This is a genomic window from Gaetbulibacter sp. M240 (assembly GCF_043876815.1).
In the GTDB taxonomy this organism is placed as follows: Bacteria; Bacteroidota; Bacteroidia; order Flavobacteriales; family Flavobacteriaceae; genus Gaetbulibacter_A.
Genome location: NZ_JBAWKA010000004.1, coordinates 166,759 through 179,792, shown reverse-complemented (window position 1 = coordinate 179,792; position 13,034 = coordinate 166,759). Strand labels below are relative to the sequence as shown.

At 38.1% G+C, this 13,034-nt stretch carries 9 protein-coding genes; 3 read left to right on the top strand and 6 right to left on the bottom strand.

Going from position 1 to position 13,034, the window contains the following annotated elements:
* From V8G61_RS12020 to V8G61_RS11995, 6 genes are all read right to left on the bottom strand, one after another.
* The gene (locus V8G61_RS12020) at window positions 1-1,725 is read right to left on the bottom strand and encodes an efflux RND transporter periplasmic adaptor subunit (protein WP_394875980.1); all 1,725 of its coding nucleotides are present in this window, start codon (window positions 1,723-1,725) and stop codon (window positions 1-3) included.
* A gap of 1 nt (window position 1,726) precedes the next feature.
* Window positions 1,727-2,458 (bottom strand): heavy-metal-associated domain-containing protein, encoded by a 732-nt coding sequence (locus V8G61_RS12015; protein ID WP_394875979.1) that lies wholly within the window; start codon window positions 2,456-2,458, stop codon window positions 1,727-1,729.
* Window positions 2,459-2,522: 64 nt separating this feature from the next.
* Window positions 2,523-3,758, bottom strand: coding sequence for a TolC family protein (locus V8G61_RS12010; protein WP_394875977.1), 1,236 nt, complete (start codon window positions 3,756-3,758; stop codon window positions 2,523-2,525).
* The gene (locus V8G61_RS12005; protein WP_394875976.1) at window positions 3,755-7,471 is read right to left on the bottom strand and encodes an efflux RND transporter permease subunit; all 3,717 of its coding nucleotides are present in this window, start codon (window positions 7,469-7,471) and stop codon (window positions 3,755-3,757) included. The genes V8G61_RS12010 and V8G61_RS12005 overlap by 4 nt, the downstream gene beginning before the upstream one ends.
* A gap of 103 nt (window positions 7,472-7,574) precedes the next feature.
* The gene (locus V8G61_RS12000; RefSeq protein WP_394875975.1) at window positions 7,575-7,952 is read right to left on the bottom strand and encodes a hypothetical protein; all 378 of its coding nucleotides are present in this window, start codon (window positions 7,950-7,952) and stop codon (window positions 7,575-7,577) included.
* Window positions 7,953-8,131: 179 nt separating this feature from the next.
* Window positions 8,132-9,781, bottom strand: coding sequence for a sodium/sugar symporter (locus tag V8G61_RS11995; protein WP_394875974.1), 1,650 nt, complete (start codon window positions 9,779-9,781; stop codon window positions 8,132-8,134).
* Window positions 9,782-9,940: 159 nt separating this feature from the next.
* Here V8G61_RS11995 and V8G61_RS11990 point away from each other — a divergent pair, with 159 nt between their 5' ends.
* Genes V8G61_RS11990 through V8G61_RS11980 form a run of 3 tightly spaced genes read left to right on the top strand, consistent with a single transcriptional unit; the run spans window position 9,941 to window position 13,033 of the window.
* Window positions 9,941-10,837: an aldose 1-epimerase gene (locus tag V8G61_RS11990; protein WP_394875973.1), complete on the top strand. Its 897-nt coding sequence runs from the start codon at window positions 9,941-9,943 to the stop codon at window positions 10,835-10,837.
* A gap of 13 nt (window positions 10,838-10,850) precedes the next feature.
* The gene (gene galK / locus V8G61_RS11985; protein ID WP_394875971.1) at window positions 10,851-11,999 is read left to right on the top strand and encodes a galactokinase; all 1,149 of its coding nucleotides are present in this window, start codon (window positions 10,851-10,853) and stop codon (window positions 11,997-11,999) included.
* A gap of 11 nt (window positions 12,000-12,010) precedes the next feature.
* The gene (locus V8G61_RS11980) at window positions 12,011-13,033 is read left to right on the top strand and encodes a UDP-glucose--hexose-1-phosphate uridylyltransferase (RefSeq protein ID WP_394875970.1); all 1,023 of its coding nucleotides are present in this window, start codon (window positions 12,011-12,013) and stop codon (window positions 13,031-13,033) included.
* Window position 13,034 lies beyond the last annotated feature (1 nt).

Here is a 13,034-nt window from a genome sequence, read left to right as displayed (position 1 = left end):
TTATTGAATTACATTTTTAATTTCGCCACAAGTTAACATGGCTTTACCGAAATAAGGATTTCGAATTTCAGCATCTTTACTGAGCCAAAAGGCTCCTTTGTTATTGTCTGCCATAGGACAGTATTGGTTATAAATTTTTTGGTTTATTCCAAACGTAGAAACAGCCTGAACCATGCCTTCTGATAAGGGTTTAAAATAGTTTCGTTGTTCCTTTATATCGGAGGTCTCCGATAAAGCATTTCCAGCGGTTTTCAATGTCTTGTTTAAAGTCATCCAAGCTTCGTGTGCTTCTGTCTGATCTAAAGTTTTCATATCAACCTTGCTCAAGGCATTTAGAAATGCGCTTGCATCTGTTTTTGCTTGATTTGAATCACCAGACACTAAGGCATCCTTTAAAGTGGTGTAACGGTCGAATACCATTCTTAATTGATCTTGAAATTTGTTTGAAACACTGATCCTTTCTACAGAATCCTCAGCCTTAGAAGTTTCTTTTTTAGTTTGATTCATCATCGAATTTTTTCCTTGTAACTGAGCTGCCGCATCCACTGTAAATACCCCTTGGGATACGATGTGTTCTCCGGCATTTAAACCAGATAAAACTTCGTAAGTTTCACCAATACGATTACCAAGGGTAATTTCACGCATTTCAAAAAACTGATGATCTTCATCTGTTTTTACATAGACAACAGAACGCTCTCCTGTCCATAAAACGGCCGAGGCCGGAACCGTTAAAACTGTTTTTCCTTTTACTGAAACATTATTTATGGTGGCCGTTACGAACATACCTGGCTTAAATCGGTTTTCTTTATTATTCAAAACTACACGAAGGGTTACCGTTCTTGTTTTTGAATTCAATACAGGGGAAATAAAATCAACCTTTCCTGAAAACGATTTCCCGGGATATGCCGCTGTGGTCACTGACACACTTTGACCTTCCTTAAATAATCCGATCTGATTTTCATACACATCAAAATTTGCCCAAACGGAATTTAAATTAGCGATTTTTAAAAGTGGTTGACCTTCCTTGATATAATCGCCCTGAGCTACTAATTTTTCCGTTACCGTGCCAGAGACTGTGGCATAAATTGGTAAACTTTCTTTGATCTCGCCAGTCTTCTCAATGGCATCGATCTGGGCCTCACTTAGTTTCCATAACTTCAATTTATTCCGCACAGCATTATATAAACCGGGCTGGGATGCCTTTAAATTAACTGCTGTTAGAAGTTCCTGTTGTGCAGCGTAAAGTTGTGGAGAATAAATGGTAGCTAAAATCTGCCCTTTACGCACAAGTTCTCCTGTATAATTCACATAAAGTCGGTCTAATCGTCCTGAAAAATAACTGGCTTGTACTGTATTAGCCTCTTCATTTTCAACAATTTTTCCTGAAAGTTTGATCTGTTGGTCTCCCGCAGCACCATTATCGACTACTAGGGTTTGAATATTTGCCAAGGCCATCGCCTGCTCCGAAAGTTCAAATTCGTTTACCGCCAAGCCTCCATCACTAGAACCTGCAGGAATGAGTTCCATACCACAAATGGGACAATTACCCGGTTCGGGCTGCATAATTTGTGGATGCATGGAGCAGGTCCACATCTGATTTGTTGCAACCTCTTGATCGTGGTTATGATCTCCTTCAGAAGTATCGCTTGATGTTCTACCGAAAAGCAACCAGCCTAAAAGTAGTCCTGCGAATAAAATACTAATGTAAATACCTATTTTTTTCATTTTAAAACATATTAAGTAGCATCAGAACCGCCATAACGATCATGATAAAGTTTTCAATAAAAGTAGCCTCCGTCATGGGGAGTTTAAGTGCCGTGCCCAGACAGGCACATTGTATCGCTTTTTTGTTGAGTAGTGTTCTGGTAACACCAATCGTAGTGATTCCCAGAACAACTAAAGTAACAACTAAAGCAATTGTAATTTCAAATCGCATTAAGAACATCAGTCCTAAAGCCGTTTCAATAAAGGGATATATCTTTCCGTATACCGGTATCCGCTTAGCTAAAGGGTCGTACATCCTAAAAGACTCCGGAAAACCTTTGAGATCCAGCATTTTAAAAAAGCTAAATACAATGTAAAAAAGCCCCATAAAATCCAACATAAAAGCCGACCAGCTCCAAGCATTATAATGAAGTAAAATACTGGCTGTACTGATATAGAGAATAATCAGGAGTAAAGGTTTCAGTTGTTTTAATTTACTTTCCTCTCCAGGCATAGCCATACTGTTTTCAGTATTAAAAACTTGCTTTTCATGCTTTTCTGTAATGGCGTATTTTTCTGGTAAGGCTTTTTTTAAGGTTGCCGTATCCACATGAGTATCCATGGTAAGTTCCGCCTCTCCTTTTTTAAGATCTACCTTTACCCCGGTAATATGATCTAATGCCTTTAAGTACTTTTCTACGGAGGCTTTACACCCTTCACAGGTCATTCCTGAAATGTTATATGTATGTTTCATTATATTAATTTCTTTCTTCAGTTATTTTTTTAAGATCACAAACAATTTTACAATAATGACTTTCTTAATTCGATAGATAATTTATAGTTGTTGTTTGTATATAATAGTTTGTAACGGCTTCAATCATTTGCGTTTGAAACTTTAACTGAAGCTCTTGAATATCCAATACGTCATTGAAATCTATAGTTCCGGTTTCATAGTTTTTAATTAAAATCCGCTCTGCATTTCTGGCCTGATTTAAATTTTCAGTTTGTGCTTCATAGTTTATTCGTGCCGCATTTCGATCTGATAGGGCTTTTTCAAGTAAGCTTTCCAAAGTATTCCGACGTTCTTCCTGTGCTGCCTTTAACTGTTGTTGCTTTAAGGCCAATTGTCTATCGGTCGATTTGAATTTTTGATTGAAAATAGGAATAGACACCGATACCATAGGCATTAAAATATCCTTTCCATTATCTGCAAAATCCATATTCGGGCGTTCGTCTACATTAATATAATCGAGACCGAAACCAAGCATCGGTTGACTTTCATTCTTATTCACTATTTCCGATTGTGCTATTGAGGCATAAAGCTTATCATACTTAAGTAACTCAGGATGTGCGCTTAGGTTTGCAGGAATATTATCAGTACCGGCATCAGGCAAAGTCAATTCTTGTGGAATTTTGATCTCAACTGATTTATCGCGGTTCAATAATTTGTTCAAAGCTGTTTGTTCAGCCATTATATTTTGTTTCAGAACAGCTTGTTGTTTTTTAAGTTCGTTCTCCCGGATTTGAAGTTTTAGGACCGCTACTGCGGAACTTTTTCCTGTTTCCACGGCGTTCAAAGCCATGGTTTTATAAGTCGCTAATAATTGAATGTTTTCTAGCAAAACATTTTGTTTGGCGTGAAACGCATACAATTTATAGTAGGTCTGCGATAAAGAAACAACCAGTTTTCGCTTAGTGATTACCAAATCTTCATATTGGGCATCTGCCATAGCTTTCGCATAGTTCTTTCGAGCTGTTATGGTTCCAAACCAAGGAATCATTTGTTTCGCTGTTACCTTAAAACGTTGCGGTCCGGTGCGGGTTTCAGGTTCGCTAACAAAATATCCAACTCCAAATTCCGTATTTGGCAAGGCGTTTACTTCATTCTCTTTTTCCGAACTGATGTTATATTCCAGTTCTACCTTATATATTTCCGGATTATTCATGATCGCTTGTTGTATCAAAACCTCTAATTCCTGGGCCTGAATGGCGAACAAACTCCCAAAAACAATCAGGATGCCAAATAATTTTATTTTCATCGTTTGATGTTTCATTTTTCAGAACGTTTAAGTTGAACTTCTTGTCGCCAGCTATATAAAACCGGCACTACGAATAGGGTGATCAATGCTAAGAGCATGCCTCCGAAACTCGGTATGGCCATCGGGATCATGATATCACTACCACGTCCTGTAGAACTTAGCACAGGTAACAAAGCTAAAATAGTAGTAGCAATGGTCATTAAACAAGGGCGAATACGTTTTTCACCAGCTTCAACAACCGATTTCCTGATGCCTTGCAATGATTGTGGCGTATTGCGCTCAAAGGTCTGATCTAAATACGTTGCCATAACCACACCGTCATCAGTAGCTATCCCGAATAAAGCAATGAACCCGACCCAAACAGCTACACTTAGATTAATGGTATGCATTTGAAAAAGGTCTCGCAGGTTTTCACCAAAAAAACTAAAGTTTAAAAACCAACTTTGCCCATACAACCATATAAGGATAAACCCTCCGGCAAAAGCCACTGCAATCCCTGAAAAAACCATGAGCGAGGTACCAACGGAGCGGAACTGGAAATACAGGATCAAAAAGATGATCAATAGCGCTAATGGCACCACTACAGACAAGGTTTTCTCAGCACGCAATTGATTTTCGTAGGTTCCGGTAAATTGATAACTGACACCTTTTGGAACTACCAGATCACCATTATCGATCTGGCTTTTAAGATAAGCCTGTGCTTTTTCAACCACATTCACTTCTGCATAACCATCCAGTTTATCGAACAATACATAACTCACCAAAAAGGTGTCTTCACTTTTAATCACCTGTGGTCCTTTTTCGTAACGAATGCTCGCCACATCACTTAAAGGAATTTCAGATCCGCCATTCAATGGGATATATATTTGATTCAGATCTTCAGGATTCGCTCTTAATTCGCGTGGATAACGTACCCGAATACCATAGCGCTCCCGTCCTTCAACCGTTTGTGTTAGTTCCATACCACCTACAGCAACCTGCAAAGTGTTTTGAACGTCTGCAACAGTTAACCCGTAACGCGCCAGTTTATCTCTATCAATATCGATTAGCAGATAGGGTTTTCCTACGATCCGATCGGCAAAAACAGCCTCATTCTTTACACCTTCAACCTGTCTTAAACTATTTTCTAACTGCAAGCCAAAAGCCTCCATTTGTTTTAAATCCTGCCCCTTCACCTTAATTCCCATTGGAGCCCGCATGCCTGTTTGCAACATAACTAGGCGCGTTTGTATGGGCTGCAGTTTCGGCGCCGAGGTAACACCGGGAAGCTTTGTAGCTGTAACAATAGTCTTCCAAATATCATCAGGTGATTTTATATCTTTTCTCCAATTACGGAAAAATTCACCATCAGAATCAGGTATAAGTTGCAATTTGGTATCAATATTTTTCCAAGCGGATTTCGGTTCTCCCGGAAGGGAATTACCATTTTTTAAAATATAATCACCATCAGCATTTACCTTAAATCGTTGTCGTTCACCATCGTCATTCAGCATGTATTCCGGTTTGTAGACAATAATATTTTCATACATCGATAGCGGTGCTGGGTCTAAAGCTGATTCTGTGCGACCGGCTTTTCCAACAACGGTTTCGATCTCAGGAATGCTTGCCACAGCCATGTCTAATTGTTGTAATACACGCTTATTCTCCTCTACGCCGGCATGTGGCATTGAGGTTGGCATGAGTAGAAAAGAACCTTCGTCTAGAGATGGCATAAACTCTTCTCCTGTATTTTTCATAATGAAAAACCCCAGAACTACCATGAGGATTGGGATGGATATGAATACTAATTTGTTTTCAAGACACCAACTTAAAATCCGGGTATAATAGTATCTGAAAAGAACAAATACCCCCAATAATCCAAAGCAAATAACAGCTACAAAAATAACATTAACAAGGATATTCTGTTCAACACCAAGAGGTCTCCAGTATGTGGCTAGAAGAAATACGATAGCAACTACAGAAATGACAATGTGCGCTAAACTGGTTTGTTTTTTGGTTATTTTATTTTGAATTCGAAGTAAGCCAATGATACCAAAGGCGATGAGCATCAAACCTAAACCATAACCAAAACCTAGAGCTGTAAGGCCCAATGCAATTAAAACTGATTGAACAACATATTGCATGTAGCCTTTAAGCTTACTTTTTCTAAAAATAAAGGCGGCAAATGGTGGAATTAAAAATAAAGCAACAAGTATAGATGCGGTTAGAGCAAAGGTCTTTGTGAAGGCCAAAGGTCGAAATAACTTACCCTCTGCCCCAATCATGGTGAATACAGGAATAAAACTGATTATCGTTGTCATGACGGCTGTAACAATGGCACCTGAAACCTCCGCTGTGGCATTATACACAACTTGATCGATAGATAATTTCTTGGGAGCCTCTACACTATCATTATCATCCAAATGCCTGATGATATTTTCTGAGAGAATCACCCCGACATCAACCATGGTACCGATCGCGATCGCAATACCTGACAGCGCCACTATATTTGCATCAATACCAAACAATTTCATGGCAATAAACACCATAAGAACAGCTACAGGTAACAATCCGGATATTAAAATGGAAGCCCTTAAATTATAAACCATAATAATGATCACGAGTATGGTGATCAATATTTCCATGGTTAAAGCTTCATTCAAAGTGCCTAAGGTTTCCTGAATGAGTTGCGTCCTGTCATAAAATGGTACAATGGTAAGTTGCGACGTTCTGCCATCAGATAAGACCTTGGATGGTAACCCAGAGCTCAAAGATTTGATTTTTTCCTTGACGTTGTTGATCACCTCCATAGGATTCGCTCCATAACGTGCTACAACAACACCACCAACCACTTCTGCGCCTTCTTTGTCCAATATACCTCGGCGTGCTTTTGGTCCTAAATTCACTTTGGCAACATCTTTAATACGTAATGCCGTAAAATCTTGTGAAGCGATCACAGAATTTTCGATATCGTCAATCGATTTAATATAACCCAAACCACGAACTAGGTATTCCGCTTTATTGATCTCCAGTGTCTGTGCGCCAATATCCTTATTGCTATCCTTTACCGCTTTAACCACCTGGTTTAGCGAAATATTATATTGTCGCATTAACTCCGGATTCACGTCAATTTGATATTCCTGAACGTATCCTCCAATAGAGGCTACCTCTGAAACGCCACTGGCCGAAGACAAACCATATTTCACATAAAAATCCTGTATACTACGAAGCTCCTGTAAATTCCAACCGCCTGTAACCTGACCCTCTTTATCACGACCCTCCAAAGTGTACCAGAAAATCTGCCCTAAACCAGTAGCATCAGGACCTAAAGTGGGGTTTACATCATCAGGTAGAACACCGGACGGAAGGGAGTTGAGTTTTTCAAGGATTCGACTTCGACTCCAGTAAAAATCAATATCTTCATCAAAGATGATATAAATGCTGGAGAAACCGAACATGGAAGAACTACGAATGGTTTTCACTCCTGGAATACCAAGTAATGAGGTTGTTAGCGGATAAGTAATCTGATCTTCGATATCCTGAGGAGAACGTCCATCCCACTTCGTGAAAACGATTTGTTGATTTTCGCCGATATCAGGAATCGCATCAACAGAGACAGGATTGTTTGGTAAAAAACCCAAATCCCAATTAAACGGTGCACTGATGGTACCCCATCCGATAAACAGAACGAGAAGTAAAACGGAAACAAGTTTGTTCTCTATTAAAAATTTGATGCTTTTATTGAGCATACGATTTGATTATTAAACAGTTAAACATGATGTGTGAACACGACATAGAAGCTTTACCTGAGATAATATCACATCAGGAAAAGTCTGATTAAAAGTTTAAAAATCAAATTAAATAGGTCTCGTCAAGTTTGTAGATGTTCTTGACGACAAAGGGTGGTGAATATGCGGTATAAGTACTTACCGCTTCTTTAGAAAAATCAAATAACTCCAAATAAGATTGGAAAAAAGCAGTTATGAATACTTGTTTCTCAAGCGAGATTTTTTGCAATGTAAGCTGAAGTTCATCCTGACCGTTTACCAAGGATTGTTCGTCGCTGCAACAATTATTCTTAGTAATGGAACAATCATTGGAGGTTGGTTTTTCCATGGTCATACCACAACCTTCGGCTTTATGAAAAAGAGCTGTTTCCACTAAAGTATCTCCACAGAAATGCATATCAATGGTAAATGACATCGTTGAAAACAACAACAGGAATGCCATGAATGAAGATAATATTTTAAACAACGCTTTTCTCATTACAAGATCAAAAGTACAAAATTTTAAAATAACAGTAGAAATTTAACACTATTTATGACTTTATAAATCGTTGAAAATGTGATTTTAAAAACAAAAACGCCATGTTTGACATGACGTTGTTGTTAGTTTTAAAATCTTAAATTTTACCAGAATAAACTGTAAAGTACGGTAAGTACGATCATTACGGTAAACGCACCAATATTGAATACCGGTCCTGTTTTAAAGTATCCTTTAGTTAATGGAATACCTTTAGGATCATCTGCTCCTTTACCTTGTAAATAACTCACTAAGGCAATAACACCCATAGTTAATAAACAGGTATAACCCATTTGATTCATGAATGGAATATCCACAAATAATGGTGAATCTGACCATCCATTAGCGCCCACCTTAAAATACATGGCAATAGGAATAGAAATTAAAGCACCTACAATGGCTCCTTTGTTTGTGGTTTTTTTCCAGAATAAACCTAGTAAGAAAACTGCTAAGATTCCCGGACTTACAATACCGGTATACTCCTGAATGAACTGGAAGGCCTGATCTAAATTCCCAAGCATTGGCGCTATAAGACATGCTATTACTAAAGCTACAGCCGCAGAAGTACGTCCTACAGTTACAGTTGCTTTATCGCCAGCTTCCTTATTTATATATTGTTTATAGATATCCATAGTAAATATGGTTGAAGTCGAATTTAACATAGAAGCTAAAGACGACACTATAGCCGCAGTTAATGCTGCAAAAGCAACACCTTTAAGACCTACCGGTAAGAATTGTAATAACCAAGGATAAGCTTTATCAGCCTGCTCTAGAGATGGTAAATTATTTTGAGCTACATTTCCTAATCTCGCCATGATTTCAGGATCGTTAACCATTAAATACGCCGCAATTCCAGGAATTACAACTACCAAAGGAATGATCAGCTTTAAAAAGGCCGCTAATAAAATACCCTTTTGTGCCTCACGAAGCGATTTAGCTGCCAATGTTCTTTGGATAATATACTGGTTAAAACCCCAATAATACAGGTTTGCAACCCACATACCACCAACAAGAACACTGATTCCCGGAAGGTTACTATATTCAGGATTTGACTCATCCAGGATCATATCAAAATGATCTGGAACCCTATCAACAATAACATTTAATCCCTGAAGAAAGCCCTGACCATCAGAAACTGTATTTAAGGCCAGGTAAGTTGTTACCAAACCTCCAATCACCAAAAAGATCACTTGAATAACATCTGTCCAGGCAACAGCAGAAAGACCACCATAAAGCGAGTATGCTGCTGCAAACAATGCAAGACCCAGAACACCGTAAACCATAGGAATTCCCAAAATCGTATTCAAGGCCAAAGACCCTAAATAGAGCACTGTAGTAAGGTTAACAAAAACATATAGGGCAATCCAAAAGACTGCAAGAATGGTTTTTAAATTTGTAGAATAGCGCTTCTCTACGAATTCCGGAATAGTATATAAACCTTTATTAATAAAAATTGGTAAAAAGTATTTACCCACGATAATCAAGGTTAAGGCCGCCATCCATTCGTATGAAGCAATGGCCAATCCGGATGCAAATCCGGAACCTGACATTCCTATGAATTGTTCAGCAGAGATATTCGCTGCTATTAATGAGGTACCAATGGCCCACCATGGCAGAGATTTACTTGCTAAAAAGTAATCTTCCGCATTTTTTTGGTGGCCCTTTTTATCTCGGGAAACCCATAACCCTACGCCCAGAATAAGTACGGCATAAGAAATAAATACGGCATAATCCCAAAAATCAAATCCTACAGTCATATTAATTAGTTTAGTTAGTTTTATGACTCAAATATAATTAAATTATTGAAACAGAATATAATTAAATGTAAAAAATACATTTAATTTCTAGAAATTTAATTAAATTAGCACCGACAAACGTTCTTGATTAAAAACAAACCAACTAAAAAAACCAATATCTTGTTTACGGCAAAACATATTAAAAATGAGGATAATAGCCAGAATATTCTTGAGCTAAACAATCCTGAAAAATCGGCTCTAGCCAAAATTTATTTAAATGATGGCGCTAGCTTGCAGATGTTAAAATTAAACGAAATAACATTTATTGAAAATTTAGAACCCTTAGCTTACAGTGATGTTTACGCCTCTTCTATTCTTTTTCCTTTTGCCAATAGAATACAAGATGGACGTTATAAGTTTAGGAATAAAACCTATGAGTTTAGCATCAACGAACCAGGAAATAATAACGCGCTTCATGGTTTGGTTTACAATAAGACTTTTACAATTTCTTCAATACAAGAAACCGAGACTTTTGTCGCTGCCACCCTTTACTACATCGAAAAGAATCCTCCTGAAGGGTTTCCCTTTCCATATAATATTCAGTTAGAATATACCTTGATGGCGTCTCAATTAAATTTGAAAATATCCATTCAAAATTTAGGTGAGACAAGTTTTCCTTTTACCTTGGGCTGGCATCCATATTTTGTATCGGAAAATTTGAATCGAAGTAGTTTACATTTTAAAAGTTCAGAAAAGATGATCTTCAACGAACGTATGATCACAACGGGGACTATAGTTATAGATCAAAAGGATCCACTTTCATTAGAAAATAAAAAATTGGATGACTGCTGGAGATTAGAAAACCCAAGGGTCTTTTTTAAAACACCAAATTATTATCTTAGCATTGACTCAGATGAGCCCGAGAGCTTTTTGCAAGCTTACACCCCACCACGAAAAAATACAATAGCTATCGAACCCACTACCGGAGTTTCCGATAGTTTTAATAATAAAATAGGTTTGAAGGAATTAGCGCCTAAAGCCAATTACAGTATAACATGGCGCCTACAACTAAACTAAAATACATGACATTATGAACACTGAATTAGCTGAAACCATCAAAAACGCATTTACCGACAAATATGCTGAAGCACCATTGCTCATTTTCTCTCCGGGACGTATCAACATCATCGGAGAACATACAGATTATAACGACGGTTTTGTTTTTCCTGCTGCTGTAGACAAAGGTATTATAGCGGCTTTAAGCAAAAGTAGTTCCGGAAAATCTGTAGTAACCGCTGCCGATTTTAATGATACGATAAGCTTTTCCGTAGATCACATCGCGCCTTTGGAAAAAGAAAGCTGGGGTAACTACGTTTTAGGTGTGGTTTCTGAAATACAGAAAAAAGGTAAGACGATTGGTGATTTTAATATGGTCTTCGGTGGCGATATTCCTTCCGGATCTGGAATGTCGTCTTCTGCAGCACTCGAAAACAGTGTGGTTTATGGATTAAATAATTTATTCGACCTTGGCCTATCAAAAATAGAAATGATCCTCATCTCACAAATGGCAGAACATAATTACGTTGGTGTAAACTGCGGTATTATGGATCAATATGCCAGTATGTTTGGGATTAAGGACCACGCCCTGCTTTTAGATTGTAGAACTGTGGAAGCCAAACCGTTTAAGATCGATTTTGAAAATTATGAGCTCATGCTAATAAATACTAATGTAAAACACAGTTTATCTGATAGTGCCTATAATGACCGACGTTTGGTTTGCGAAAACATTTCAAAAATGTTAGGTATTAAAGCTTTACGTGATGCTACTGAAGCCGATTTAAAAACAATTCAAGATAAGGTTAGCGATGAAGATTATCAAAAAGCACTCTTTGTAGTACAAGAGAATAACAGGGCTCAGGCTGCTTCAAAAGCTATGGAAGACGGAGATCTGGAAACTTTAGGAAAGCTTATTTATGGATCTCATGAAGGTTTGCAGTTCCAATACCGTGTGAGTTGTGCCGAACTTGATTTTCTTGTTGACAGAGCTAAGGAGCACACCGAAATTCTCGGTGCCCGTATGATGGGCGGCGGATTTGGGGGTTGTACCATTAACCTGATCGCCAAGGATTTTGTTTCTGAATTTAAACATGACATTGCCAAGGATTACAAGGAAACCTTCAATAAGGCCTGTTCAATTTATTCCGTGTCATTGTCCGACGGAACTCATGCAATAAACTAACTAACTATATTATGACAACTGATTTACAAGATTATTCACATAAACGATTGAATATCCTAACCGGGGAGTGGGTCTTGGTGTCTCCACACCGCGCGAAGCGCCCATGGCAAGGTCAGAACGAAGCCGTTAATAATGAAAAACGTCCATCGCACGACCCGAAATGTTATTTGTGTGCCGGAAATACACGAATTAATGGTGAAGAAAATCCGAAATACGAAGATGTATATATTTTTACAAATGATTTTGCTGCTTTACAGTCTGATTCTCCATCCTTTGAAGTTGAAGATGGCTTATTGATCGCACAAAGCGAACAAGGGATCTGCAAGGTTATTTGTTTTAGCCCGGATCATTCAAAAAGTTTGGCTGATATGGAACCCAAAGCCATTGAAAAAGTAGTAGAAGCCTGGCAGAACGAATACAAAGCCCTTGGCGAAAAGGAGCTCATTAATTACGTTCAGATTTTTGAAAATAAAGGGGCTGTGATGGGATGTAGTAATCCGCACCCACATGGTCAGATCTGGAGCCAATCTACACTTCCAAATGAGGTTGATAAAAAGAATACACGGCAGTTAAACTATTTTAAAAAAAATAAAACCAGTTTGCTTGGTGATTATTTAGCTCAGGAATTAGAAAAACAGGAGCGAATCATTTATGAAAATGATGCTTTCGTGGTTTTAGTGCCTTTTTGGGCAGTTTGGCCTTTTGAAGCTATGATCGTTCCAAAACAACACCGATCCAATCTTTTGGAACTGCAAAACAACGAGCCATATTCATTTGCTGAAGCTATTTCTGTTCTTACCAAGGCTTACGATAAGATCTTTAACACCTCGTTCCCCTATTCTAGCGGAATTCATCAAGCACCTACAAATGGTGAAGACCAAAGTCATTGGCACATGCATATGAGTTTCTACCCACCCTTATTACGCAGTGCAAGCGTAAAAAAGTTTATGGTAGGATATGAAATGTTTGGTTCTCCCCAACGTGACATCACCCCTGAATCAGCTGTAAAAATGATAAAAGCACTTATCGAATAAA

Excerpts from the sequence above, each read along its gene's own strand:
- V8G61_RS12020 (WP_394875980.1), bottom strand. The coding sequence starts at position 1,725 with ATGAAAAAAATAGGTATTTACATTAGTATTTTATTCGCAGGACTACTT.
- V8G61_RS12015 (WP_394875979.1), bottom strand. The coding sequence starts at position 2,458 with ATGAAACATACATATAACATTTCAGGAATGACCTGTGAAGGGTGTAAA.
- V8G61_RS12010 (WP_394875977.1), bottom strand. The coding sequence starts at position 3,758 with ATGAAACATCAAACGATGAAAATAAAATTATTTGGCATCCTGATTGTT.
- V8G61_RS12005 (WP_394875976.1), bottom strand. The coding sequence starts at position 7,471 with ATGCTCAATAAAAGCATCAAATTTTTAATAGAGAACAAACTTGTTTCC.
- V8G61_RS12000 (WP_394875975.1), bottom strand. The coding sequence starts at position 7,952 with ATGGCATTCCTGTTGTTGTTTTCAACGATGTCATTTACCATTGATATG.
- V8G61_RS11995 (WP_394875974.1), bottom strand. The coding sequence starts at position 9,781 with ATGACTGTAGGATTTGATTTTTGGGATTATGCCGTATTTATTTCTTAT.
- galK (WP_394875971.1), top strand. The coding sequence starts at position 10,851 with ATGAACACTGAATTAGCTGAAACCATCAAAAACGCATTTACCGACAAA.
- V8G61_RS11980 (WP_394875970.1), top strand. The coding sequence starts at position 12,011 with ATGACAACTGATTTACAAGATTATTCACATAAACGATTGAATATCCTA.